At 51.6% G+C, this 26,455-nt stretch carries 23 protein-coding genes and 1 pseudogene; 13 read left to right on the forward strand and 11 right to left on the reverse strand.

Annotation, left to right across the window (positions count from 1 at the left end):
- The first annotated feature begins 66 nt into the window (after positions 1-66).
- The gene (locus tag ABEB26_RS08385) at positions 67-2,391 is read left to right on the forward strand and encodes a hypothetical protein (RefSeq protein ID WP_345721522.1); all 2,325 of its coding nucleotides are present in this window, start codon (positions 67-69) and stop codon (positions 2,389-2,391) included.
- Positions 2,388-3,422, forward strand: a complete 1,035-nt coding sequence (locus ABEB26_RS08390; protein ID WP_345721523.1) for a hypothetical protein — start codon at positions 2,388-2,390, stop codon at positions 3,420-3,422. The genes ABEB26_RS08385 and ABEB26_RS08390 overlap by 4 nt, the downstream gene beginning before the upstream one ends.
- Positions 3,423-3,654: 232 nt before the next feature.
- On the opposite strand, the gene ABEB26_RS08395 is transcribed toward ABEB26_RS08390, so the two are convergent.
- On the reverse strand, positions 3,655-5,958 hold the full coding sequence (locus ABEB26_RS08395) for a lytic transglycosylase domain-containing protein (protein ID WP_345721524.1): 2,304 nt from the start codon (positions 5,956-5,958) through the stop codon (positions 3,655-3,657).
- Between the two features lie 224 nt (positions 5,959-6,182).
- On the opposite strand from ABEB26_RS08395, the gene ABEB26_RS08400 reads away from it, so the two are divergent.
- Positions 6,183-6,548 (forward strand): DUF4180 domain-containing protein, encoded by a 366-nt coding sequence (locus tag ABEB26_RS08400; RefSeq protein WP_345721525.1) that lies wholly within the window; start codon positions 6,183-6,185, stop codon positions 6,546-6,548.
- On the opposite strand, the gene ABEB26_RS08405 is transcribed toward ABEB26_RS08400, so the two are convergent.
- On the reverse strand, positions 6,545-7,447 hold the full coding sequence (locus ABEB26_RS08405) for an ATP-grasp domain-containing protein (RefSeq protein ID WP_345721526.1): 903 nt from the start codon (positions 7,445-7,447) through the stop codon (positions 6,545-6,547). The genes ABEB26_RS08400 and ABEB26_RS08405 overlap by 4 nt on opposite strands.
- 368 nt (positions 7,448-7,815) lie before the next feature.
- On the opposite strand from ABEB26_RS08405, the gene ABEB26_RS08410 reads away from it, so the two are divergent.
- From ABEB26_RS08410 to ABEB26_RS08455, 10 genes and pseudogenes are all read left to right on the forward strand, one after another.
- Positions 7,816-8,172, forward strand: a complete 357-nt coding sequence (locus tag ABEB26_RS08410) for an NADH-quinone oxidoreductase subunit A (protein WP_041304584.1) — start codon at positions 7,816-7,818, stop codon at positions 8,170-8,172.
- Positions 8,163-8,702 carry an NADH-quinone oxidoreductase subunit B gene (locus ABEB26_RS08415; RefSeq protein WP_345721527.1) on the forward strand — a complete coding sequence of 180 codons (540 nt, stop codon included), beginning with the start codon at positions 8,163-8,165 and terminating at the stop codon, positions 8,700-8,702. The genes ABEB26_RS08410 and ABEB26_RS08415 overlap by 10 nt, the downstream gene beginning before the upstream one ends.
- A gap of 152 nt (positions 8,703-8,854) precedes the next feature.
- Complete coding sequence (locus ABEB26_RS08420; RefSeq protein ID WP_345721528.1) at positions 8,855-9,370, forward strand: NADH-quinone oxidoreductase subunit C; 516 nt, start codon at positions 8,855-8,857, stop codon at positions 9,368-9,370.
- Positions 9,371-9,376: 6 nt separating this feature from the next.
- On the forward strand, positions 9,377-10,645 hold the full coding sequence (gene nuoD, locus ABEB26_RS08425) for an NADH dehydrogenase (quinone) subunit D (RefSeq protein ID WP_486348299.1): 1,269 nt from the start codon (positions 9,377-9,379) through the stop codon (positions 10,643-10,645).
- A gap of 13 nt (positions 10,646-10,658) precedes the next feature.
- Entirely contained in the window at positions 10,659-11,183 is a 525-nt protein-coding gene (locus tag ABEB26_RS08430) for a complex I 24 kDa subunit family protein (protein WP_345721529.1), read from the forward strand.
- Between the two features lie 92 nt (positions 11,184-11,275).
- Positions 11,276-12,544 carry an NADH-quinone oxidoreductase subunit NuoF gene (nuoF, locus tag ABEB26_RS08435; RefSeq protein ID WP_345721530.1) on the forward strand — a complete coding sequence of 423 codons (1,269 nt, stop codon included), beginning with the start codon at positions 11,276-11,278 and terminating at the stop codon, positions 12,542-12,544.
- Between the two features lie 115 nt (positions 12,545-12,659).
- Positions 12,660-13,031 (forward strand): annotated as a pseudogene (locus ABEB26_RS08440) (GxxExxY protein).
- Positions 13,032-13,126: 95 nt separating this feature from the next.
- On the forward strand, positions 13,127-15,868 hold the full coding sequence (nuoG, locus tag ABEB26_RS08445) for an NADH-quinone oxidoreductase subunit NuoG (RefSeq protein ID WP_345721531.1): 2,742 nt from the start codon (positions 13,127-13,129) through the stop codon (positions 15,866-15,868).
- A 3-nt stretch (positions 15,869-15,871) separates the two neighbouring features.
- Positions 15,872-16,945 (forward strand): NADH-quinone oxidoreductase subunit NuoH, encoded by a 1,074-nt coding sequence (gene nuoH, locus ABEB26_RS08450; RefSeq protein WP_345721532.1) that lies wholly within the window; start codon positions 15,872-15,874, stop codon positions 16,943-16,945.
- A 136-nt stretch (positions 16,946-17,081) separates the two neighbouring features.
- Positions 17,082-17,630 (forward strand): GNAT family N-acetyltransferase, encoded by a 549-nt coding sequence (locus ABEB26_RS08455; RefSeq protein WP_345721533.1) that lies wholly within the window; start codon positions 17,082-17,084, stop codon positions 17,628-17,630.
- 244 nt (positions 17,631-17,874) lie between these two features.
- On the opposite strand, the gene ABEB26_RS08460 is transcribed toward ABEB26_RS08455, so the two are convergent.
- The 9 genes from ABEB26_RS08460 to ABEB26_RS08500 all read right to left on the reverse strand — a co-directional run bounded on the left by ABEB26_RS08460 (position 17,875) and on the right by ABEB26_RS08500 (position 26,348).
- Positions 17,875-18,756, reverse strand: coding sequence for an SDR family oxidoreductase (locus tag ABEB26_RS08460; RefSeq protein ID WP_345721534.1), 882 nt, complete (start codon positions 18,754-18,756; stop codon positions 17,875-17,877).
- A gap of 96 nt (positions 18,757-18,852) precedes the next feature.
- Positions 18,853-19,998, reverse strand: a complete 1,146-nt coding sequence (locus ABEB26_RS08465; protein ID WP_345721535.1) for an NAD(P)/FAD-dependent oxidoreductase — start codon at positions 19,996-19,998, stop codon at positions 18,853-18,855.
- Complete coding sequence (locus tag ABEB26_RS08470) at positions 19,995-20,381, reverse strand: response regulator (protein WP_012190628.1); 387 nt, start codon at positions 20,379-20,381, stop codon at positions 19,995-19,997. The genes ABEB26_RS08465 and ABEB26_RS08470 overlap by 4 nt, the downstream gene beginning before the upstream one ends.
- A 126-nt stretch (positions 20,382-20,507) precedes the next feature.
- Complete coding sequence (locus tag ABEB26_RS08475; RefSeq protein ID WP_345721536.1) at positions 20,508-20,876, reverse strand: response regulator; 369 nt, start codon at positions 20,874-20,876, stop codon at positions 20,508-20,510.
- A 12-nt stretch (positions 20,877-20,888) separates the two neighbouring features.
- Complete coding sequence (locus ABEB26_RS08480; protein WP_012190630.1) at positions 20,889-21,287, reverse strand: hypothetical protein; 399 nt, start codon at positions 21,285-21,287, stop codon at positions 20,889-20,891.
- Between the two features lie 137 nt (positions 21,288-21,424).
- Positions 21,425-22,930 (reverse strand): S1 RNA-binding domain-containing protein, encoded by a 1,506-nt coding sequence (locus tag ABEB26_RS08485; RefSeq protein WP_345721537.1) that lies wholly within the window; start codon positions 22,928-22,930, stop codon positions 21,425-21,427.
- A 206-nt stretch (positions 22,931-23,136) separates the two neighbouring features.
- Positions 23,137-23,991 carry a vWA domain-containing protein gene (locus ABEB26_RS08490; RefSeq protein ID WP_345721538.1) on the reverse strand — a complete coding sequence of 285 codons (855 nt, stop codon included), beginning with the start codon at positions 23,989-23,991 and terminating at the stop codon, positions 23,137-23,139.
- A 119-nt stretch (positions 23,992-24,110) separates the two neighbouring features.
- A complete protein-coding gene (locus ABEB26_RS08495) occupies positions 24,111-25,205 on the reverse strand; it encodes a magnesium chelatase ATPase subunit I (protein ID WP_345721539.1) in 1,095 nt (364 codons plus the stop codon).
- Positions 25,206-25,490: 285 nt separating this feature from the next.
- Positions 25,491-26,348 (reverse strand): DUF1028 domain-containing protein, encoded by an 858-nt coding sequence (locus ABEB26_RS08500; RefSeq protein ID WP_345721540.1) that lies wholly within the window; start codon positions 26,346-26,348, stop codon positions 25,491-25,493.
- Positions 26,349-26,455 lie beyond the last annotated feature (107 nt).

Here is a 26,455-nt window from a genome sequence, read left to right on the forward strand (position 1 = left end):
TGACCAGGGTCTTTACGCATAACCGTTTGAGGTGCAGCCATGGCTGGGCTTTAACGGGAGGTAGCTATGATGAGCCGACGTGCTGGAATTTTGATTATTGCCATTCTCAGTTTGGCGCTGCTGGTTGGCCTGATTGGCTATGCCTTATTGGTGCAGCCGGTTGTCGCCCAACTTTCGCCAACGCCGCCAACCCTGTTTACCCAACTGCAATACCCTTTTAATCAGAGTTTGATTCCAGTGGGCAAAGTGCTGACCGTGCATTCGCGCTCGTGGGGCAGCCAGCCGATCGAGAACGTCGAATTATGGGCCGATGGGCAGCCATGGGCGATGCAAGTGGCCAATAATGTCACGCTGTACGAGGGCTTGTTTGCTTGGCAATCGTTGGGCTTAGGCGACCATAGTTTGGTCGCTCGCACCAACGATAGCACTAAAATTCCCTCAACCTCAGCGATTGTACGCTTGAATGCCGTGCTGCCATATGAGCCAGTCGCGACCTTTCAGGTGCAACAATCAGCAGGCGAGAGCCTCGAAAGCCTAAGCAAAGCCTTTGATGTTGCGCCCCAAACCCTACTGAAACTCAACCCCCAACTAGGCAATTTGCCCTTAGACCAAGCCTTGGGTAGCGATCAGAGCATCACAATTCAGCTTGCTGGTCAATTTACCCCAATCAGCAATACCACCAGCCTGAGCACCACTCAAGCGCCACTTCCAGTTGATGTTGCCAGTTTGCCCTTGGCCACGCCCTACGACCCCAATGCTATTTGGTTTGATTTGCAGCGGCGTTTTGGCACAGCTAATTTGCCCTTAGCCCCTGAGGCATTGGTTGGCAGCAGCAATTGCCAAACGCAGTTGGTGTTTACGCCCACCTCAGATGATGCTGATGGCTTTTTTATCTATCGCGCTGGACCGACTCAAAGCCACTTTGAGTTGGTGGCAACCGTTGCCGCCAATGGCGCTAGTCCACAGCTTTGGCAAGAACCAGCCGATTTTGGTCAAACGCTCTATTATGTGGTGGCGTTTAATCCAGCTGGCGCAGCGGCTAGCCCCGTGATAGCGCTAGAGAATGCTGATACGGCCTGTGCCACGCTGCAAGTGCCCCAATTTGCCACCTTGCTGCTTACTCCCAAAATAGCCGTGAGCGATGTTTATTGCTATAGCTCGTTGGCGAACGGCCCATGGCAACGGGTGCCGAATCAAGGCTTTTTGCTGCCAATTGCAGGCGGCTACGATTTAGCTAGCGCCCTACCACTAACCGCGATCAGCGCTAGCCAAAGCTGGAATTTGGAATGTTGGGGCTGGAATGGCACACAGCCACAATTACTGGGCAACACCAGCACCACATTAAATCTTGGGCAGGAGCAAATAATTGCCCTTGATGCTGATTTATTCAGTTTGCAAGGCCAATTAAACACCAGCGCCCAAATCCAGCAAGTGCCTACGCTTAGTACAATTGCGCCACCAATCAACCTCAGTTTGACTACCGATCTTGAAGCATGCGTGCAAGCAGCACCACAGGATGACGATTTTTGGCGGACTGCCTGTAGCACCAATCTAGCGGCAGGGGCAACTGTTTTAACTTGGCAATGGAGCGAACAAACCTGTTTTCCAAGCGACGGCGGCCAAGATTGCAGTGCCAACGCCAATCTCGAAGGCTTTCAAATTAACGATCGTTTGGCTGGAACGCCGCTCGAATTAACCCGAGTTAATCCTGAACAACGCCTGGTGTTTTTGGCTCCACGCACCATGCCCAGCCCAACCGACGAATGTTTGAGTGTGCAAGCCTTTCGTGGTTTGGCCGTTTCGCTGCATAGTGAAGTGCTCTGTTTGCCTGCGCTTAAATTGGCAGCGGGCAGCTATACCCTCGCCCCAAGTTTGTTTAATTTGAATGCAGGTGTGGCTCAGCAAACAGTTGGTGATGGCTGTCCGGCCTTGCCGATCAACCAAAGCCACTCAACCAAACTCAATTATCCCTATGTTAGCAGTTTGTTGCTGCTTCAACGCAATGCTGTAGCCGAAACTGCTTGTCGGCGTTACACTGCCAGCTGGTTTGATGGAAGTGTGAGCTTTATGTTACCGCGACTCGATCAATCAGTCGGTGGCTTGGAATTAAGTTTTAGGGTCACAAGTCAACGTGAGCCAGCCAACGAAGCTTGCCCCGCCAGCGCCAGCTTGCAAATTGGGAGCGCTAGCCAAACAATTGATTTAGCTGCTTGGCCCACGAATGGCGTGGTTACCATAGCTGTTGATCAAGCCTTGCTCGAACAAATTAGGCAATCGAATGACCCCAAATTGAACTTCACGCTTCAAGCCGAGCGCCAACTTGCCAACCGCAACCAACGTTGCAGCAGCGAGCTAAGCGATTTTTCATTGAAACTAACGGTGCAACCATGAAACGATGGCTTGGAATTTTGTTAATTGGCCTCTTGGCTGCATGTCAACAGCAATCAGCAACCGCGCCAAGTCAAGCCCAAATTATGCCGCAAGTCTGGATCGATGCACCACTCACTGGCAGCGCTTTGGAACTAGGCGAGATTCAAGTGCTGGCCCATGGCTATCATCCAATGGGCCTGAGCACGATTGAATTAAGCGTTAATGACCAAGTTGTGGCAACCCAAACGCCAACCATGCGCGGTTCACAATTTGGCTATGCTACCCTTAAATGGCAGCCGAGCCAAGCCGCCGCCTACCGTTTAGTCGTGCGTGCCCAAAGCAGCCAAGGCCAATGGAGTGATCCGGCGAGCGCTGAGGTGGCAGTTGGTCAGATTAATACCCTGCGTGTGGTGGCCCTGCCCAGTGCCACCAGCGTGCCGAGTGTCACCACAACCCCAACCACAACCCCGACTGCTACGCCAACGAGTTCACCAACGTTAACTGCAACACCAACCCGACTAATTCCCAGTAGTACGCCCCGCCCATCGTCAACGATCGTTCGGCCATCAAATACGCCTGTGCGCAGTACCAATACACCAGTGCCGCCGACGACGACCGATACGCCCGTACCGCCAACGCCAACTGAAACGCCTGTGCCACCAACTGCAACCGATACGCCCGTGCCGCCAACGCCAACCGACACGCCTATGCCAATTCTGCCGCCGATTATTGGCGAGCCTGTAGCCTCAACTCGGGCCTTTGCCGAACAAAATCTCTGTGGCATGCCCGACCAAATTACGATCAGCGTGTCAGTCGATAATTTGCCTGCTGGCGATGTTAGCTTGTACTATCACGCTGGGCCAAGCCGCTGGCAATCGACGGTCATGCAAGGTGGTGCTGGTAATTGGAGCCGTACTTTGCTTGCCAGTCGCGAAATGTCAGGCCAACGTTTTGGTTCATTCGAATACTATATTTTGGCTCAAGGTAGCGATGGTCAATCAGCTAAATCACAAGTCTATGGCGGCATCGAGTATTTGCCATGTAACCCTTAACCCAAGGAGGACGGATGAAGGATGAGGGATGAAGAGAAGAATATAGAACATAGGGTTTTTAACGCAGAGGCACAGAGTATTAGGCTATCGGCTATCGGAACGGTTTTTGATTATTTCAAAAATTCTCTACTCCAAAAGCCGATAGCCCAACCTCTCTTTGTGTAGCTTCGTGTCCTTCGTGGATCGATACTCCCAATCTCCTATGTTCATGCTGGTTGTTCTATATTCTTACTTATGGTTGCTGATACAAGCGCCGATAGGCTCCATAGTTGGCGTAAACCACTTCAACATAGTGGCGAGTTTCAGCATAATCAATAATTTCAATAAAACGGTCGGGATCAGCCACAACTCGACCATCTGCCCAACGCTCGGCATTGCCAGGCCCACCGTTATAGGCGGCAAATGCGCCGGGTAGACTGCCACTCATATATTCAATTTGGGCATCGATATAATAAGCTCCAAAACGAATTGAGGTCACCGGATTATACAAATCATCGACACTAAAGCCTTCGATGCCTAAATTCTGGGCAATACCCTCGCCAGTGCTGGGCATCACTTGGGCCAAGCCACGCGCCCCCACCCATGAAGTTGCATTGGGGTTAAAAATACTCTCTTGGCGCATAACTGCATATAACACCCGTGGATCAAGCCCAAACTCTTGGCTTTTGGTCACAACCGCGCTGGGATACGGCGTGGGATAAAGCAATTGGCGAATTGCCACACTTGGCTCCCCAGCCTCAATTGGCGCAAGTTGCACCAACTTTTGAGCTGTAGTCACGGTAGCATAGGGCATATCGCTACGCAACGCTGCCAATGCCACCCGATAGATACTAAATGGATTATTCAAGGCAGCATCACGTGCCGCAATCCACTCGGTTTGGGCTTCGCTATGCAAATCAGTCCAGCTTAGTTCTTCGGCACGCAAACTATATGGCTCAGTATCTAAGGTGTCACTGGTTGGCGCAGTTGACCAACTGGCGATCCATTGCCAGCCTGCTTGCTCAGCCTCGGGGCTAATTGGTGAACCAATCGGCAATTGATCGCCATCGTTAATATTGAGGGCATCAGCAACCCGCGCCGCATAGTAGGAATTGGGATCAGCCGCTTGGGCCGAACGTAGCAATTGTTCGCCTTTTTCCCGATTACCACGGCTAATTTCCAAGCGCCCAAGCCAATAATAGCCCTCAGCGCGGGGCGGCCCAATATTGCTATCACCCAATAATTGCCAAACTGCCGCTGCCTGCTCAACTTGCCCAGTATCCCACGCATAACGGCCTGCGGCATGCAAAGCTTGCTGGCCTTCGTGGCTCCAAGGGTAGCGCTGACCAAGCATAATTTGTGCATTCGCCGTTGCCGCCGGATCGCCGCTCCACGAGATAATTTCGACTATGCGGCGTAAGGCTTCGGGTGCTAACGGATCATCGGGATAGCGCTCGGCAAAATCGAGATAGGCCAAACGCGAACCTTCACGATCACCAGCTTGGCCTTGAGTCTGAATCGCATCAAGTCGTGCTTGGCGGCCAATCGGCAGCTCTGCAAAACGCTCGGCGATGCTATTGAAGGCTGCTTGCGCCCCAGCATAATCATCAAGCTGGCGCAATGCCAAAGCCCGTTTGCGCTCGATTTCAGCGGCTTCTTCGCCAGCAAGACCATTGGCAAGCACTTGGTCGAACAAACTGACAGCATCAAGATATTGACCATGGTTGTAGGCAATGCCAGCGGCAGCCAGCACTGGGGTTGATTCACCCAAAGCAGCCAGTTCATCAATCGCAATTGGCGCTTCGCTCAAACTGGGATGTTGGTTAATGATTTCGCGCAGCCATGTTCGAGCTTGTTCAGTTTTGCCCAAGCGCTGAGCACGTCGTGCCGCATCAAGCAAGGTTGTTGAGCGAAAACTCGGGGTGCGGGCAAAGCTCAAAATAACTTCGATTTGGGCCAATGCTTGTTCAGCCTGACCCGTTTGGTCATAAAATTCTAAGGCTTTGTTTAAACTGGTGACTCGCTGTGGACCAGCCATATCGTAGCGTCCGCTGGCAGCATAGGCCGCAATCGCTTGCTCGGTTTGGTTGGTCGCTTGCAATTGGGCGGCGCGGCGCTGAGCAGCATAGCCACTCAACAAGCCTTTAAGATCTTCATATTGTTGATAGGCTTCGATCGCGATCGCATGATCGCCTTGAATTTCCGCGACCCGTCCCAGCAAAAAGAGCGCTCGCAAATGCCATTGATCGTGGGTTTGCACGTTGATAAAGGCACTTAATTGCGACCACGCAGCGGCCCAATCTTGGCGTAAGAAGGCACTATAAGCCACGCCAAATTTGGCTACTCGTGCTTCGGGCGCATCAGGATATTGCAATAAAACCTGTTGATAATCGCTCAAGGCCAAATCAACTTGGTTGGCTTGTTGATGTTGTTCGGCTTGTTGCAACAATTGGGCAGGGGATGGTAGAGGCGTGGTGGTTGGTTGGCCCACAACATCGCGGCTACAACTAGCTAAAAGCAGCACAATCAAGGCTACGTGTGGAATTTTTTTAAGCATAATAATCTCATCGCGCTTCATGGCAGCCATTGTAGCATAGCGAGCTTGCAAACTCCGTGCCAACTGGCTAAGAACTTGATGAGATTTTTCAGTATTTCGCTTAACAATTGCCAAATCCCGCTTGATACCTAGGCCAAATGCACCCAAAGCCCTAGCGCAATCGCTTAATTGTATGGTTCAATAGCAGCATTGATTTTTGAAATGTGAGATAAGGAGCGATTTCGATGAACTTTGGGCTTGTGGAAAAACCACCCCTACGCTATCTGCTTGGGCCACAGCAACAACCAGTGTTGCAAAAACTGAGTGAAATTAACTTGCTTTTAGAATATTGTTTTGGCGAAAGTTGCGATAATTTAGCATTGTATCCTGAAAATTTAACTGCTGGCTTTTTTGATTTAAGTAGCCGTGAGGCTGGCGAAATTTTAACCAAGCTGCGCCAATATAATATCCATGCCGCAATTATTGTTGATTTAACCACCTATGCCCATAGCCAATATTTTGCCGAAATGGCGTATGAAGAGAATAAACGGGGCTTTTGCTATTTCTGCGCTACGGTTGCCGAAGCAGAGGCTTGGTTTGCCCGCCGCTAATCTGCGAAACGTTGCGCCAAGGCTTGAAATAGCTCTTGGGCGTTAGTATGGTCGGGCAAGCCCGAAACTTGGCCGTCGCCAAGCTCGATAATCAGCCAATCGCCTGTTTGGGTCAAGGCCAGATCTAATGTCCAAAAACGACTTTGGATTTGTTGGGCCAGCGCAGTATAGCGCGACCAATCAGGGTTTGGCTGGCTTGGCTGATGATCCCAGTAGGGTGTAGCCCACAACATCGTTCCATCAAGCCAAAAGCTACGATACTCGTAGGCCAAGGCTAAGCCACTTTGCTGGTGCGTTTGCCAAATCTGCAATGGATGCCATGCCCGTAACACCACCCCGCCAACCAAGGCCTCAGCTTGGCGTTGAATAAATGTTTGAATCACGCGGGCACTTTGGGCTTGGTCTGTGGCGTTGGCAATAAAGCAGGCTTCGTACCATTCATGTTTGCGCGATTTTACATAATCTTTGATGATTAAGGCTTGCTGATCAAAATAGATCGCTGCCCGTGCTGCAATGCTGGCAGCATCCAAACCTTGCTCCTGTGGAAACACCAAACTAGCCGGAGTCTGGTCGCCAAGCAAGGGTAAGACATTCGGCAAGTGATGACAAGCGGCATATGCAGCGGCATCATTAATTAATTGGTAGTTTTTAGCGGCCAAGCCTTGTGCGAGTTGTTGATACTGTGCAAGGTTGAGTATCCACCCACGATAGATTGCGAGGGTTGGTTCAGAAGTAACAGTCACACGGCGCAAGGCCTGCTTGATCGCACCCTCAAGCAACGCCTCAAGATCGATTACCGCCCAAGTCAGCCCTAGTGTTTCGGCGGCAACAGCTTCCGCTGCATACACAGCATCAACGTTGGGCAAATTAAATGGCTCGGCGGGGAAAAGGATTAGCATTATACAGTACCTTTTATTGGTTTATAGTTTGTGTTGAGTGTAGCATACCAAGTTAGTAGTAGCATTTAACGCAGAGGCGAGAGAAAATTAATACTCTGCGCCTCTGCGTTAAACCTAGCCCCTCGCCACTGACCTCTGATCGCTAAACGATACCTTTTGGACTTCATCCCTCATCCCTCATCCTTCATCCTTTTATCAGCTACTCAAAATTGGCTGAATCGGGTATCATAGGCAGTAGAACGCAAAGTCAATTTAGCCGCGTCAGATTGCCGCAAAACGCGGGTGAGCGTACTTTGTCCTTTTTGACACAATCATCAATAAGGATATAATTCGTTATGCCGATTGTGTCCGTGCCGGAGGAGCAGCTTATGCTACGGCCATTTTTGCCGATCTTCATTATCTTTGTTGTTGGGGTGGTGATTCCCGTGGCAGCCTTGGTGCTGTCGGCCATCCTTGGCCCCAAAAAAGCAACAAAGCGCAAACTCATCCCTTACGAATCAGGGATGACCCCGCTGGGCGATGCTATGCAACGGATGCCAGTCCGTTTCTATGTGGTTGCCATGCTGTTCATCTTGTTCGATATTGAAATTATCTTTTTAATGCCCTACGCACTTTATTTCCGCCAAATGGGCCTATTTGGGCTAGCCGAAATGGGCGCATTTATGGGCATTCTGCTAGTTGGTTTTGTCTACATCTGGCGGAAAGGGGCGCTCCGATGGGATTAGAAGAAAAAGCTGGCGATTTGGGGATTGTTACGACAACCCTCGAAGGTGTCGTCAATTGGGGTCGCACCAAGGCCATGTGGCCGATGTTGTTTGGGTTGGCTTGCTGTGCAATCGAAATGATGGCCGGTCAAGCCTCAAATTACGACATGTCACGCTTTGGGCTGGAGTTGATGCGGGCCTCACCGCGCCAAGCCGATTTGATGATTGTGGCTGGGCGGGTCAGCCGTAAAATGGCTCCAGTGTTACGCCGCCTCTACGACCAAATGCCCGAACCCAAGTGGGTTGTGGCCATGGGCGATTGTGCCTCGTGTGGTGGGGTCTACAACAACTATGCGATCGTGCAAGGTGTTGACGAAATTGTGCCAGTCGATGTCTATGTAGCTGGCTGCCCACCCCGCCCTGAAGCCTTGATCGACGGGATTTTGCAATTGCACGAGAAGATCAAGCGCGACAAAATTACCGATCACGCCGATGGCAAGCCGATTCGGCTCGAACAAGCAGAACGTGGCGCACTTAAGCCACTTGGCTAAATTTCGCCAATCTGTCGTGGGGCAATGGGCCTTGATCACCGGCGATCAAGCGCTAAGGCATTGCCCTACGTTGTATTTGGTGCAACCATTACGCTGGCAACGCCCTGTTGCAGCGTCTCGCCGTGGCTGCGTCACTCTTCATTGAGGAAGCTATGATTGATAGAGCAACCTTGGAGCAGCGCGTTTCTGCCCAATTCCCTACCGTTCGCATTGGCGATGAATCCGGCGATTTGTGCTTCACCGTCGAACGCCAGCAATTGCCAGCGCTGGCTGGTTGGCTGCGCGATGAGCCTGATCTCGCCTTTACCTTTTTAAATCAATTATGTGGGGTCGATTACCTCGGACGTGATCCACGCTTTGAGGTAGTGGTTCATTTGACCTCATTTCAAAATAAAATGCGGGTAACGTTGCATATCGAAGTGCCCGAAGCCGAACCAACCATTCCAACTTTGGCTCGGCTGTTTCCAACTGCCAACTTCCAAGAGCGCGAAACCTACGATATGTTTGGCATCATCTTCACGGGGCATCCGGGCTTGGAACGCATTTTGATGCCCGAGGACTGGTTAGGCCATCCCCAGCGCAAGGATCATCCCTTGGGCTATGAGGAAGTGGCCTTCACCCATAACGAAGATTGGATTTATGCCAATAAGCCCTTCGCGAAGGAGTAATGCGCTATGGTGATGCACGCACATGCGTATCCCGATATTGAAATTCCAACACCTTCGCAGATTGCGGCGGTGGCATTAAATAACCAGCCAGATGAAAACGGCGAGCAATCCATGGTGCTAAGCATGGGGCCACAACACCCTTCAACTCACGGGGTGCTACGGCTAGCCGTCGAACTCAATGGCGAAAACGTGGTGCAACTGGCTCCCGACGTGGGCTTTTTGCACACTGGCATCGAAAAAACCATCGAAACCAAAACCTACACCAAATCAATTGTGCTGACCGACCGCATGGATTACCTTGCGCCAATGTCGAACAATATGGTGTATGTGGCGGCGATTGAAAAATTGATGCAGCAAGATGTGCCAGAACGTGCCCAAACCTTGCGGGTGTTGTTGCTGGAACTGACACGGATCAACTCGCACTTGGTTTGGTTGGGCACGCACGCGCTCGACTTGGCCGCAATGAGTGTGTTTTTCTATGCGATGCGCGAACGTGAGTATATTCTCGATATTTTCGAGATGCTAACTGGCGCACGCATGATGACCAGCTATTTCCGCGTTGGCGGCTTGGCATGGGATATTCCCGCCGACTTCATTCCAACTGTGGAAGATTTCTTGACCCACTTTTTGCCCAAGGTCGATGAATATGAAGATTTGTTGACCAACAACTTGTTGTGGAAACAACGCACCAAAGGCGTTGGTGTGGTCAATGCTGCTGATGCAATTGCCCTCGGTTTGTCGGGTGCGAACTTACGCGCCAGCGGTGTCGATTGGGATTTGCGCAAAACTATGCCCTACAGCGGCTACGAAACCTACCAATTCGATGTCCCAGTCGGCCAAGCTGGCGATATTTACGATCGCTATCGCTGTCGGGTGCAAGAAATGCGCGAAAGCGTCAAGATTGCCCGCCAAGCAATCGAACGGGTCAAGCAAATGCATGGCCAGCCCTATGTGACCGAAAATCGTAAGGTTGCACCACCACCCAAGAGCGAAATTACCTACAGCATGGAATCGCTGATTCACCACTTTAAGCTGTGGACGGAAGGCTTCCGCCCACCGCGTGGTTCGGCCTACGCGGCAATCGAATCACCCCGGGGTGAAATTGGCTGTTATGTGGTGAGCGATGGCACTCCCAAACCATGGCGTGTCCACTTCCGCGCACCGTCATTTATTAATTTGCAAGCCTTGCCCCACATCGCCAAAGGCAAATTGATGGCCGACTTGGTGGCATTGATTGCGAGCATCGATCCGGTGCTTGGTGAAGTGGATCGTTAAGAAGGAGCCTCGGGTGCTGTACGAACAACACAAGGCTGAAATTGATGGAATTTTGGCCCGTTATCCTGTAGATCGCAAACGCTCGGCCTTGTTGCCGTTGTTATATTTGGCCCAAGATGTCTATGGCCGCTTGGATCGCGATTCGATTCGCGAAGTGGCCGAGATTCTCGATTTGCCCTATACCGATGTTTTTGAGGTCGTAGGTTTTTATACACTCTTTTATAACGAAGAAGTTGGCAAGGTTGTGCTCGATGTCTGCGACGACGTGCCATGCTGCTTCTGTGGTGCTGAAGAGTTGGTCGCCGATTTGGAAAATCGCCTGGGGATCAAAGCTGGCGAAACCACCAAAGATAAGGTCTTTACCTTGCGCCGCGTGAAATGTATTGCTGCTTGCGATCAAGCCCCAGTGCTGCAAGCCAACTTAGAGTTTCACAACCGCGTCTTGCCCGATAAAGTCGAAGCTATGCTCACCAAGCTGCGCAACGATGTCGAATCTGGCAAGCCCGTGAGCATCTCTGGCCGCCTTGCAGAACGCTAATATAAAGGATGCAGGATGAGGGATGAAAGATGAAGTAGCTACGGTTATGTTCATCCTTCATAATTCATACTTCATCATTCGTGAGGGTGCTTATGCCTAAGACAGAACTCAAAGAATATATTGTGATGCGCAATCGCGAAATTGAAAATATTCGCGATCTTGATGTGTATCTGGCAAATGGCGGTTATTCAATGGCCAAGCAAGCCTTGACCAGCATGACTCCAGCCGCGATTATCGACGAAGTGAAAAAATCGGGCTTGCGCGGTCGTGGCGGCGCTGGCTTCCCCACCGGGGTTAAATGGAGCTTCGTTCCTAAGGAATTAAACCCCAAATATTTGGTGGTTAACGCCGACGAGAGCGAGCCAGGCACGTTCAACAACCACGAAATTATCGATGAAAATCCGCATCAATTGCTCGAAGGGATTGTGATCAGTGCCTTTGCAATTGGTGCACATGTCGCTTATATCTACATTCGCGGCGAATTTGCCTATGGGGCACGCTTCCTTGAGCAAAAAATTGCCGAAGCCCGCGCCCGTGGCTTAATCGGTAAGAATTTGTTTGGCACTGGTTATGATGTGGAAATTTATGTCCATCGCGGAGCTGGAGCTTACATTTGTGGCGAAGAAACCGCTTTGCTCGAATCGCTCGAAGGCAAGATCGGCCAGCCACGCTTGAAGCCACCATTCCCAGCCGTCGCTGGTTTGTATGCCAAGCCAACCGTGGTCAACAACGTTGAAACCTTGACCAATGTGCCGCGCATTATCGAAAAAGGCGCTGATTGGTTCCGCTCGTTTGGCACCGAAAAATCGCCTGGCACCAAAGCAGTTTCAATTAGCGGCCACGTCAAAAACCCGGGCAACTATGAAATTCCCTTGGGTATCACGATTCGCGAGTTCATTTTCGATTGGGCTGGCGGCATGCGCGACCCTAATTTGCCCTTGAAGTTCATTATTCCAGGCGGCGCTTCATCCAACTGGCTCACCGAGCAACACCTCGATTTGCCCATGACTTGGGATGATATGGCCGCTGCTGGCACAATGCTTGGCTCAGGCGCGATGGTTGTGCTGGATACCTCGGTTCCAGTGGTGCGAGCGGCCTTGAAGGTTGACGAGTTCTTCAAACACGAATCGTGTGGCAAGTGTTCGCCCTGCCGCGAAGGCACGCACTTCTTGGTCAAGGTGTGGGAGCGGATCGACGAGGGCCACGGACGAGTTGGCGATATTGAATTATTGGCTGATGTTGGCAAGCAAATGCTTGGCAAGTGTTTCTGCCCACTGGGCGATTCATCAGTTTCAGCCGTCAATAGCGCGATCAAATTCTTTCGGCCTGAGCTTGATGCAGCGATCGATGCACAACACTAAGCATTATTGATCGTTTCAGTTGAAATTTATTTCGCGCACATTTTTAGCCACAGATTGACACAGATGACACAGATGACCATCGATTGGCATTGTGCGAATCACTAAAGGTGTCAAGATGCCTAAATTTATACACGGTGAGTTGACCTACACGCTTATTGGGGCCACGATGGAAGTTCATCAGCAACTTGGGCCAGGTCTGCTAGAATCGGTATATCAAAAGGCCTTAGCTTATGAGTTGCAACAACGCCATGTTCTTTTTGTCGAACAGCAACATTTGCCTGTTTGATATAAACAAATCGTTGTTGGTGATTTTATTGCAGATTTTGTAATTGAGCAGAGCCTCATTATTGAGATTAAAGCAATTGATAAATTGCATCCCAATCATGTTGCGCAAACACTTAATTATTTAGCAATTACACGATTGAATATTGCCTTGTTACTTAATTTTGGCAGTACATCGTTGCAATATAAGCGTTTAGTGCGCTAAATTATCTAATCTGCGCTAATCTGTGCTAATCTGTGGCTAAAAAGTTCGTGGCTAAAGACTAATGAAACGTACTTTATACAAGAAAGGGCAGCCTCATGCCTGATATGGTTACGTTGACGATTGATGGGCAGACGGTCTCGGTGCCAAAAGGCACCTTGGTCGTCGAAGCTGCCCGTCAAGTCGAAAATCTGATTCCGGTGTTCTGCTATCACCCCAAAATGGCTCCCGTTGGCATGTGCCGCATGTGTGTGGTCAAGGTGGGCACGCCTAAAATGGACCCCGCCACCCGCCAGCCAGTCGTTGATGCTGATGGCAAATCAGTGATTGCGATGATGCCACGTTTGCAAACCGCCTGTACCACGCCAGTCAGCGAAGGCATGGTCGTGGTAACCCAAGATGCCGAAGTTGAGCACGCGCAACGTGGGGTTTTGGAAGCATTGCTTACCAGTCACCCGCTCGATTGCCCAGTTTGCGACAAGGGCGGCGAATGCCCATTGCAAAACTTGACCATGGGTTGGGGGCCGGGCAAAACTCGCTTCGACTACAACGATAAAGTTCACTTTGAAAAACCAGTGCCACTGGGCGATTTAATTTATCTCGACCGCGAACGCTGTATCTTGTGCGCCCGTTGTGTGCGCTTCCAAGATGAAATTGCTGGCGATCCAGTGCTCGGTTTCTATAATCGTGGCCGCGCTTGGCATATCATCTCGCAATCCGACCCCGAATTTGATAGCAAGTTCTCGGGCAACACCACCGATATCTGTCCGGTAGGCGCGTTGACTTCAGCCGACTTCCGTTTCAAAGCGCGGGTTTGGGAATTACAGCCAATTCCAACCGTCTGTAATCACTGCTCGGTTGGCTGTAACATGACCTTCGATACCCGCTCCAATGAAATCAAACGGGTCATGCCACGCGAAAACGATGCAGTTAACGAAATTTGGTTGTGTGATCGTGGCCGCTTCGGCCATCACTTCACGAGCAGCAAGCAACGCCTGACCACGCCATTGGTACGCAAGGCGGGCAAACTGCAAGAAGCCTCGTGGGAAGAAGCCTTGACTCTGGTTGCCCAACAACTTGATGGCATTCGCAGCACGACTGGCGGCAAAGCCATTGGTGGCTTGGCAGGCACATCGTTGGCCAACGAAGATCTGTATGCCTTCCAACGCTTCTTCCGCGAAACGCTTGGCTCGGCCAATATCGATCATCGCTCAGGCTCAGCTTTAGATCTGCCGCTTGACGACGTTGGCGCACTCTATGGCATTCGTAGCGGCACCGATCTCTCGACGCTAGGCAAAGGCACGGTCGTGCTGGTATTCGGCGCTGATCCCGAAGAAGAAGCGCCAGTTCATTTGCTGCGGATTCGCGGAATCAACACGCGTGGCGGCAGTGTAATTACCCTCAACGGTCGTCCAACCAAACTCGATAGCATCGCCAAGCAAGCTTTGCGCTACAAATATGGCAGCGAAAGCAGCGTTTTGGCCGCCTTGCTCAAGCCATTGATCGATAGCACCCCAGCCGATGGCAAACGGGCGACCTTGCGCGGCTTCAACGATTTAGTTGCCACACTCAAAGGCTTCAGCCTCGATGAAAACGCTAGCGGCATTAGCGCCGACAAGCTCAAAGCGGTCGCTGATTTGATTGGTGCTGCTGAAAACTTGGTGATTTTCTATGGCCGCGATGCCTTGACGGCTGGCGCAAGTGTGCCTGCTGGCTTGGCCAACCTCTTGGTGATGACCCGCAAAGCTGGTGCTGCCAATAGCGGCTTGATCAGCTTACTCAAAGGCGCAAATGCCCGTGGAGCACTTGATTTGGGCGTGCGGCCTGATCGTGGGCCAAATTATGCCGCCTTGAACAATGCTGGCCTTGATGCCAAGCAAATGCTCAGCGCCGCCCGCGAAGGTAAACTTAAAGCTCTCTATGTGGCTGGGGTCGATCCAGTTGGCGATAATCCTGCCGCTGCTGATAGCTTGAAGAAGCTTGATTTGTTGGTCGTGCAAGAATTGTTCTTGACAGAAACTGCCAAGATGGCCGATGTGGTCTTGCCAGTCTTGAGTGTTGCTGAGCGCGAAGGCACCTACACCAACGCCGAGCGCCGCGTCCAACGCTTCCGCCAAGCGATTCGCCCAACGATCAATGCCCGCCCCGACTGGCAAATTTTGCAAGCTTTGGCTAATCAATTGGTCTCGGATGCGGTGTTGAATGTGGCTGGTAGCGATAAGAGCCGTAAGCAAGCTCGCCGCGACGAGGACAAAGCCCGCACACGGACTGAGTGGACTTATGCCTCGCCCGCCGAAATTCTGATGGATATTCAAGCCAATGTCTCAGGCTACAAGGGCGTGAGTTACGCGACCTTGCAAGGCCCAACTGGCCAATGGGGTCGCCAAGCCAACGAAAATTACTACTTCGATGGCACTTCCTACCAAAATACTGGTGGTTTGGGTGTGCAATTGCCAGCGGCAGTTGAAACCAGCACAACCCTGAGCTTGCAGTCATTCAGCATCAACACCCCAGCTAGCGTTGCCGACCGCCCATGGACGTTGGTTGGCGCAACCTTCTTGTATGATGATGCTGGCTTGATGACCGACACCAGCTTGTTGAGCAGCCGCAAGGCCAAGGCCGTGGCAGCCATCAACCCAGTTGATGCCGACAAGCTTGGGCTCAAAAATGGCGAGCGGATCACCGTTAGCTCGGGCCGTGGCAGCCTCAGTTTGCCAGTTCACCGTACCAAACTTGCGCCTGAAGGCGTGGTAGTCGTACCTGTTGGGGTTAATAATGTCGGCTTGGTCAGCGTCGTCGAAGGTGGCGCAACGCCAGTAGCCATTCGACGGGAGGCCTAAGCCATGCAAGATCGCTCAGTATGGGTGATGATTATCCACGCGGTGGTACTAGCATTTGCTGCCCTAACCAGCTTTGCCTATCTCACCTTGATGGAACGTAAAGTCTTAGCCAAGTTGCAACATCGGGTCGGCCCTAACCAGGCTGGCCCCAATGGCTACTTGCAACCATTGGCCGATGCTGTCAAACTAATGTTCAAAGAAGATATTATGCCGTCGCTGGCCGATAAATGGGTCTTTATTATTGCCCCAATTTTGGCCACGATTCCAGCAATTGTGATCTTCGCAGTGATTCCGCTTGGCCCTGATTTGGTAGTTTTTGGCGAACGGATTCCTTTAGCGTTCGCTAGCTTGAATATTGGCTTGCTGTATTTCTTGGCGGTAACCTCAATCGGGGTGTATGGGATTACCCTCGCTGGTTGGGCCTCGAATAACAAGTATTCAATGCTTGGCGGAGTACGTTCAGCCGCCCAGATGATTAGCTATGAATTGGCCTTTGGGCTTTCAGTGCTGGTTCCGGTGATGTTGACGGCCTCGCGCTCAGCCGACGGACTTGGCTCGCTCGATTTAGTTCAGATGGTCAACGCGCAGGCTGGCACATGGCTGGGCTTTATTCCCAAGTGGTTTGTCTTTACGCCAACTGGCTTTATCGCCTTCTTCTTGTTCTTGATTGCGGCCACCGCTGAAGTGACCCGCGCCCCCTTCGACTTGGTTGAAGCTGAACAAGAGTTGGTTGGTGGCTATGCCACCGAGTATAGCTCGATGAAGTTTGCATTGTTCTTCATGGCCGAATATATGAAATTGATCGCCATGAGCGGCTTTGCAGCGACGATGTTCCTCGGTGGTTGGCGTTTGCCCTACCTCGAAGATATTACGGGCAACTGGGGCGCATTGGTTGGCTTCTTGGTGATTGCCGCCAAAATCTTCTTCTTCTTGTTCTTATCGATCTGGGTTCGCGCCAGCTTACCACGGATTCGCTACGACAAGTTGATGGATTTTGGTTGGAAGCGCTTGTTGCCAGTTTCATTGGCGACGGTTGCCGCAACCGCTGTGATTATTGTTTTGACCAACCCACTTTAAGCACAACGCGTAAATAATTTCCTCACCCCCTCACCCCCTCTCCTGCAAGCGTGGAGAGGGGGAATTTTGTGCTCTGCAAGATTTTAGCCTGCTCAAGGCTCATTGCACCTACATTTTAGATTTCAGGAGAATGGCGATGCTTTTACGTCAAACCGCACGGCTGCAATTGCATGTGCTCGAAGAATACGATGTTCAACGTGTATTGGAGTTCTATCAGGCTAATGCCGAATTTCGCCAACCTTGGTCGCCGACAATGGATGCCAATTTTCTGACGCTTGAAGGCCAACGTGAACGCCTACGTAGCGATCGGATTGGCCGTGATCGTGAGCAAGGCCTTGCTGTATGGCTGACCGAAATTGATCAAACTGAATTGGTTGGCATGGTAGCCTTGCGCAATATTGTGCGTGGAGCGTTTTGGTCGTGCCATCTTGGCTACGAAGTTCATAACGTCTATGCCAAGCGTGGCTATATCAGCGAAGCCTTGCAAGCCGTTGTGGAGTATGCCTTTGTGGATTTACGCCTGCACCGCATCGAAGCCAACATTATGCCGCGCAACCAACGCTCAATTGGGGTGGTGGAGAAACTTGGGTTTGAGCACGAAGGCCTCGCCCGTAAATACCTCAAAATCAATGGCACGTGGGAAGATCATATCCATTATGTGCTTTTGAATGCGGCAGTCGAGTAAGAATCAAATCAAAAGTCAAAAGGCAAAAATCAAAATAAGCTATCGAAATAGTTTCAACCAATTTAGATGGTTGACTAGGGTGTGAGGATTCAGGGTCGAGGGATAAGGAGTTTGAAACAGGGTGCTTTAAACTGATCCCTAATCCCTGAATCCTAGCACCTTCGTGCTCTTCGTGTTCTTCGTGGTTAAATTCCACCTCTGTTGCTCTACGAGCTTTTTGCCTTTTGACTTCTGCCTTTTGATTTTATGCTTGTTCTAGGACTTTGGCATAATACGCGCCCCAGTTGGGCTGGCGACCATCGACATCGTAGAAACCATATTCTTCCATCAAGGTCCAAGAAGCCCAGGTTTTGCCAGCTTTTTGGGCAACATTAGGGTCGCTTGCCAAGGCTACGATCGCCCGACCCAAGTAATAGGGCGTTTCGGATTCGCTATAGTGAGGATCTTTGGCGATGGCATCACGCCAGTTTTCCTCGCTGACCCCAAAATAATCAAGCATTTCCTCGGAGCGTAAAAAGCCTGGAGTTACGGCTAAGGCCGTTACGCCATGCTCCTTCAAATCTTCGTGCATACCAACTGCAATGCGCATAACGCTGGTTTTGACCAAATCGTAGATGCTATGGCCGCGATAATTCAACGTATCGCCATCAGTTACTTCAATAATCAAGCCTTGACCACGGGCAACCATCAGTGGCGCTGCATAAAACGAGGTAATTAAGTGGGTATCAATTGAATTATGCAAGAGGTTTAGATTGGTGTGAATATCACCTTGCCAAAACTTCTGCTCCCAAACCAGTGCATGCTGGCCACCCCAAATATCATTCACAACAATATCAAGCTGGCCAGATTGTTCAGTGTTAATCCGTTGAATCAAGGCTTCAACTTGGGCAGGATCGTTATGATCAACTTGGATGGCAATGCCCTGACCACCAGCCGCCGTCACCATTTCCGCAGTATCGTCAATTGTTTCAGCTCGATTGATTGGCGAACGCTGATTGCGGGTAGTGCGGCCTGTGCAATAGACAGTTGCGCCCGCCTCGCCCAAACTTACCGCGATGCCACGGCCACAACCACGGGTTGCTCCAGCTACCAAGGCCACTTTTCCGGCTAAAGGTTTAGTTGTCATCAAGCTGATCCTCCTAAAACAACAATCGCACGAACGCAGAGTGTAATGCAAGCAGCACAATCACTCAACGGTCGTGCGACCGATGTGTCAGCCTGATCAACTGAACAGGTGGGCAGTTTCGCTAAAACGCCGAGCGCTAAACAAAACAGCAGGAGTGCCAGCTAACTCGGCGAGCAGTTCGTCAGCGGCAACCAAGCCTAATCCAAGGCCATGGCCACTAAAACCCACGGCAAAGGCAATTCGATCATCACGCCGTAAGCGCCCAACCAAGGGCCGATGATCCGGTGCAAAGCCCATTGTGCCCGCCCAACGCCGCTCAATCGGTGCAGCAGCAGCCTCAGGGAAGTGACGCTGCAAAAAGCCATCAAGCAAATCTTGAATCAACGGTGTAGTGCAATCGGCAAAAGTTTGTTCTTCGGCAACCGCGCGATTGCGAAAACCACCCAGCACCAAATTGCCAGTAGGCGTTTGCTGAAAATAGGTAAAACCATAATCGCAATAGCAAGCTTGGCTCAAAATTGGCTCGATTGGGTCGGTTGCCAACAACTGGCCGCGGGCTGGAATCACCAACTGGCTAAATTCAGGCAATAGTAGGCCTGTCCAAGCATTGGTGGCTACTAAAACCCGTTGGGCTAGCCAATTGCCAGTCCGTGCTCGCACCAAAACACCATCGGCAGTTGATTCGAGCGCATAGACCTCGCTAGCTTCATACAGCTGTGCACCACTTTCGCGCAAGAGTGCCGCAGTCAACAAGGCGGCTTGAATTGCACCATCATCGGGGTTATGCAATGCGCCCCAAAAACCACGCTTAGTTGGATCTTCGGCGTGCCATTCGGTGCTAAAACCATCTTCATGCATCAAGGCTGCTGCATTGGCAAGCTCGGCATGTTCTTGCTCGCTATAGGCAAAAATTAACGAACCACAACGCCGTACAGGTGAGCCAAGCTTGGTCGCCCATTCGATCATCAACTCACGATTACGAATCGTCGTGCGCCACAGGGTTTGGGCTAAATCGCGGCCATATTCAGCGCAAGCCGCCTGATACGAATTGGCAATGCCAGTCAATAACAAGCCACCGTTGCGCCCCGAAGCGCCGCCAGCAACGTGACGGGCATCGAGCACAACGTCGGCTTGGCTTTGCAAGGCTAAGTACGAGCCAATCAAGCCCGCACCAATCACCAAGGTTTCTACAAGCTTGGGCTGGGCTGTTGGCTCAGGAGTTTGCCACAGCCCAACACTCATACTTTGCCTAGCACTTCCTTGATAATTTGCTCCAAGCGATCAAGCGAGAAGGGCTTGGTCAGGAAGTAATCAACGCCAGCAGTGCGGGCAGTTCGCTCGACCTCAGGGGTTGCATAGGCCGTGATAATGATCACCTTCGTGTCAACATAATCTTGCTTGACCACTTGGGTTAGCTGAGTTCCAGTCATACCTGGCATGTTATGGTCGGTGATCAATAAAGGGCATGAGCGTTCAGTCAGCACCCCAAGCGCATCTTGGGCACTATTGACGGTGACGATATCGTAGCCACCAGTCAAATCGCGCATAATCCGATGCAAAATGATCAAGATATCAGGTTCGTCTTCAACCAAAATAATAGCGGGGTTGCGAACAGCATTCGTCATCGTCGCCTCCACAAAGGTACCTCTAAGCGAGCGTAATTAAACTTTTTTCAGGGTGCAAACGTGCGCCATAAAAACAGATGCAGTATAACGGATAGCGCCATCTTAGGCAATGCACGATCCTAGTACTTAGCCTGCGCTTGGCTGGCGTACTAGGGTAGCAATTAAGCCCGGGAGATCACTACTGAATTTGGAATTTGCCACCACTTTATCACAACCAGCCTCACGGGCGGCTTTTTGGCGCTCGACATCAACATGCGAGCCAAAGGCCAACACTGGCAAGCTTGGGTCGAGCGCCTTAGCTGCTTGCACCAAGGCACTAGTTGCGCTGGTCTCACCACGTAAATCAACAATCAACAAAGCCAAATCTGGCGCTAAAGCTTGTTGGGCGGCAGCTAAACTATCAGCAACCAAGGCCTGATAGCCAAGTTGTTGCAGCACATCACGCACGCGCACCCCGAACATTAAATCTGGCACATAGGCCACAATTGTTGACATAAGCGATATTCCTTATTCTAATGAGCTTTTTTGCAGGGTACGTTTGGCGATATAGTTGGCCGCCAAAGCCGCGCCCAGCGTTGCCACACATTGGGTAATCAACATCGCCAAGGTAAAGCTATTTTGCTCCAGCGGCGAATCAAACAGCATGAGCAAGCCCCAACCGCCAACCAACGCGCCAGCTGGCGTAGGGTTTTCCAACGATAGCCGACCAGCCACACCACCGCCGATCGTGGTCATCAAGGCGGGCAAGATCAGCGCCACCACGATATGCAACGGATTATTCAATTGAATATCGCTGATAGTGCTAATATCAAGCGCAGCATAGCCAAGCGGCACAATCAGCATGGTCAAGAAATAATCAACCATCCAACCAGCAGCGCTGGCCCAAATCATGCGAAACGTCCGCATGGCATCCAATCCTCACAACATAAAATCCAGTAGCTATCAAACGTCGCTAATGCTTGATAGGTTGCACTAAGTATACGCTTAAACGCCAACAGGGATGAGCCAAAGCCCATCCCTGTTGCTTGAAGCTTGACAACGAATTAGTCTTCGAGTGAATCGCGCAAAGTGCGGCGAATTGCATCGCGGCGAGCACGTGATTCGCGGTTCTCGAAGCCGTCTTCTTCTTGCTCTTCAGGCTTTTCGTAGCGGCGGCGAGCTGAGCGGCGATCGTCGTGGCCTGAACCAAACTTCGACAACAAGTCGTCGAGGGTTGCATTACCACCAAAATCTTCTTCTTCAGTTCCACCAACGCTATAGATTTCTGGTTCGCGGGCTGGGCGTTCGCGGCGTTCGTTGCGGCGGCCACCACCAGCGTTGCCACCAGGGTTACCACCACCAACAGCGCGACGTTCTTCGCGTGGGCGATCTTCGCGGCTTGCTGGGTTTGTCCAGTCGCGATCCAAGCGTGATGAACCGCTGGTTGAGATTGGGGTGGTTGGAGCTTCTTCAACCCGCATGGTCAAGCTGATCCGTTTTGAATCGGGATCGACTTCCAACACGCGAACTTTGACTGGATCGCCAACTTTAACCACATCGTCAACTTTACCAACCCGACCTTCGGAAAGCTCTGAGATGTGGACCAAACCATCGCGGCCAACGCCAAGGTCAACGAATGCGCCGAAAGGAGCAATCCCGCTGACTTTGCCATCGAGCACGGTGCCTGGAGCAATCACATCCAAGTTAACTTCGCGGCGGCGTGGGGCTTTTGGCCGTTCTTGGAAATCTTCTTTGGCGCGGCGCAAGCTCAAGCTAATGCGTTGAGCGCCAGTGTCAACTTCCAACACGCGGAAGGTGTAGCTTTGGCCAACGGTGACAGCATCTTCAGCTTTTTCCACCCGGTTTTCTGAAAGCTCAGAAATGTGGACTAAGCCATCTTTGCCAACACCGATGTCAACGAACACGCCGAATGGCGCGATGCCGTTAACCGTACCATCAACCAAATCGCCTGGCTTCAATTCGCCCAATTTGTCGTTGTTGACTTCAGGGCGTTTGGGAGCGCGGCGGCGGCCTTCTGAACGAGGCGAGCGCATTGTCAAGCTGATACGGCGAGCATCTGGATCAACACTCTTGACGCGAACTTTGACAATATCACCGATTTGCACAACATCGGTTGGCGATTCGATGCGTTGGTCGCTCATTTCTGAGATGTGAACCAAGCCATCGCGGCCAACACCGATATCAACAAACACACCGTACAAGGCGGTGCTGGTGACCTTACCATCAAGCTCCATCCCAGCGTGCAAGTCGGCCAAACGTCGTGGCGTAGTGCCATCTTCGTCGCCGCTTGGTTCAAAGGTTGCGCCAGCTTCTTCGGTAGCTTCTTCATCACTACCTAAGCCAACTCGCTCTTTGACTTCAGCCAAGACTTCGCTCGCTTTTTCGCGGGCTTCAGCCAATGCTTCGCCAATTTCTTCCTTCACTTCGGCCAATTCTTCCTTCACTTCGGCGACTACTTCGCGGGCTTTGTCGGCCAGCTTTTGCAATACGCCCTCTTCTTGTTCCTCTCCACCGTTAGTCGCGCTGACATTTTGCGCTTCGTCCGTCATTCGAGCAGCCTCCATAGCAGATCACATGCGTTTCCAACCCAATACCGCAGCCTTCGCGACCTTGTTGTTGCCATGTTGGGTGGCATAGCAACTCAAGATCGTGCCATCAAATCCAACTAATGGTGCTTCAGCTCAATGATTGTGGGGAAACGCTGCATTCACAATCATCAGAGTAAAGACCAAAATGTATCGTCGAGCTACACGCACTAAATATTAATACGTGATAATTCTTGGTGTGAGCGTACCAGTTCAGCAAGGCCAACACTCAGTTCTTCCAGTTGATAGTACGAGCCATTCAATCGATCAGCTAGCTCTTTGGCGAGGCCACGATAGAAATTTGGCAATTCAGTATCAATCACCACAGTCGGAATTTGTTGGCTGGCGATAAACTCGGCCAGTTGGTAGGCTTCTTGTTGCGGTGGCTGGCCAGTCATCGAGACATTGGCATGACCATCAGTCAACAACACCATCAAGGGTAAAATTTCGCGATCGCGCAATTTGGCACGGGCAAGCAATTCAAAGCCTGCCATCATCCCACGACTGAGCGGGGTTTTGCCCCCAGTTGGCATCGTCCGCAAGCGTTGCTGAGCCATTTCGACGCTGTTGGTTAGTGGCAAGAGCACCGTCGCCCGATCGCGGGCGAAGCTCACCAATCCAACCAAATCGCGCCGTTGATAGGCATCGCGTAATAGCGAGAGCACCGCTGCTTTGGTCGCTTGCATCCGCGTTTCGGCGGCCATTGACCAGCTAGCATCAACCACAAAACAAACAGCATTGCGGGTGCGACGAACGCGCACTTTTTCACGTAAATCGCTGCGATGTAACACCACAGCCCGTTTGATATGCGGCTGGCGGCGTTGGCGCTGAAAGGGTGCGGCCACCCGTAGCGTCGCATCAAACGCCACATCGGTTAATTCGCCCCGTGGCACGCGGCTGGTGATATAGCGACCTTGTTTGCGCTCGGTACGGGTGCGAGTGCGCCGACCACCAGCCTTGCGCCGCATTGAATCGGCTTGGGTTTCCAAACGCTTGGGGCGATATTCTTGGGCAATATTAAACACTTTGCCATCGCCTTTTTCTGCTTGGCTACTGGTTTGGGGTGGTGAGCCTTTCGGTGCCCCAGTCGGTGGTTCTTCATCGCCCGCTTCTTCGCTATCGCTGGACGCTTCCTCCGACGGGGCTAAGCTTTTTTTAGCTCGTCACGCCCCGCTGTCTCTTCGTTGCCGCGTTGGCGCTCTTGAGCCGCTTTGTTCAGCACATCGCTGAGTTGCTGCTCATCGAGCCGCACTTCGGCAAACGGTTGGCGACGCATGCGGTGAGGCAAGGCCAATTGGGCCGCGACCCGAATATCTTCGAGCGAAATCGTGGTGCGACCCTCTAAGGCGGCATGAGTTCGCGCCGTTTCGAGAATTGCCAGGTCGGCACGGTGACCATCAACGCCCAATTCAAGCGAGAGCATTGCCACCGCCGCCATATCTTGCTCAGAAATCTGCACCTGTGGCAAGAGTTTTTTGGCCGCCGCAATTTCTTCAGTCAAATGATGCTCGTTGCTGCTCCAGCGTTGCACAAATTGCTCAGGATCAGCATCGTATTCCATGCGGCGTTGAATTACATCAACCCGTTCGCGTACATTTTTCAAGCCACCAATTTCAACCACCAAGCCAAAGCGATCCAGCAATTGAGGCCGAAGTTCGCCTTCTTCAGGGTTCATGGTGCCAACCAAAATAAAGCGAGCTGGGTGCGAAATTGAAATACCTTCGCGTTCGACCGTGTTAATGCCCATGGCCGCAGCATCAAGCAAAATATCAACCAAGTGGTCATCCAAAAGATTCACTTCATCGACATACAGCAAGCCACGATTAACTTGAGCCAATAAACCTGGCTCAAAGCGGCGTTGGCCTTCAACCAACGCATGTTCAAGGTCAAGCGAGCCAACCAAACGATCTTCCGAGGCGCTGACTGGCAATTCGACCAAACGAGTTGTGCGTTGCTGCAACGGCAAATCTTCGCCAGCTTGCAAACGACCACGACATGAACCACACATACGATCAAGCTGATCTGGCGGGCAGCTATAAGGGCAATCGGCTACCACCGTAATTAATGGCAGCAAATGTGCTAATGCCCGTACAGCCGTCGATTTGGCAGTGCCTTTTTCGCCACGAATGAGCACACCGCCGATTCGGGGATTGACCGCATTAAGCACCAGTGCTTGTTTCAAGCGAGGCTGACCAACAAGCGCACTAAATGGGTAGGTTGGTCGAATATATGGTTGCATAGTCGTCTTTCGTTACCACAAGCGGTTACACAAAAATAAGCCCGCATCACAGGGCTGCCAATTGGAGGATTCCAAATAGTGAGGGAATGTGTTTACGCTTTTGAGGCAGAGGATGAATCCCGTCAATGTTCACGATCCCAACGCATGTCCCTACTGTCTGGCCCTTCCAGACACCGCACGCGCCATTATCGCACACACCTGAGCCTGAGTCAACTAGTTCAAGGCTGTTTTTAGGGCCAATTTGGCGCTTTTTTTTACCAATTTTGGCCCCAAGCGTTTATTCAATCAACGCACAACGTGCTGGCGTAAATAATTCAAGACCTGTTGATCGATGTGGGTTTCGCTGATCAAGCGTTCTTCGAGGTTTTCGACTCCACCATAAGCTTGCAAAGCAGCATGAGTGGCTGCATCATAATTGCCAGAACATTCACCCTGATAATAGCCAACTTGCTGCAAAATTGTCTGAATTTCGAGCGCAATCGACTGATCAATCGGCAGCAAATCTTCGGGCTTGGGCGGTGTGAGATAAAAGCGATGCAATTCTAGCAAACGTTGGAGTTCGGGCACAGGATTTTGATGATCATCAACCCGCAGATCGATATAGCGATCGAGTACGCCGCCATATGCCCCGCCCTTCCGCGCCACATACAGCGCCGCCGATTGTCGCCCACGCTGATCTCCACCCGCCAAATCGCCAGCCAGCAAGGCTGCCAGCAAACGCTCAGCCAACTCGCCCTGGGTTTGCTCGAAGGTCATTGCCATTGCTTCAACTACATCGGCTCCAGTTAAAATGTTGCCTTGGGCCGCATAACCAGCACCAGTCCGGCCACCCGCCCAGCTATGGCAAGCGTTGCCCGTCCAAGTGGCCGCGTTACCTTGGGCATCGACCACCCCAACTTGGCGTTGCTCACGGCCTGCGTCAGCAGCCAATAATTGCTCAAGCGTGGCCTGAGCTGAAGTTCCTTGAGCCAGTAAGGCCAAGCCATCGGGGCCAAAGCTGAGATTGGCATACGATTGGGTCGCAATCGCGCCTGCACCCGCTTGCGCCCACGAAACCACCGAGCCAACTGCCAAAAATTTAGAGGCCACCGCCACACCCAAATCACCAGTCGTCGGGTCGTAGCCCACAATCGAAAATGTCATGCTATCCTTCCTCAAAACGATCAATAGCGCAACCAGCCAATCGCGATTAAAATGATGCAGCTATTCTACCAAAAGCAGGTGGGCTAGCGCTGTACTATTTTAAGGAT

Origin of the sequence: Herpetosiphon gulosus, from assembly GCF_039545135.1 — a bacterium.
Taxonomy (GTDB): Bacteria; Chloroflexota; Chloroflexia; order Chloroflexales; family Herpetosiphonaceae; genus Herpetosiphon; species Herpetosiphon gulosus.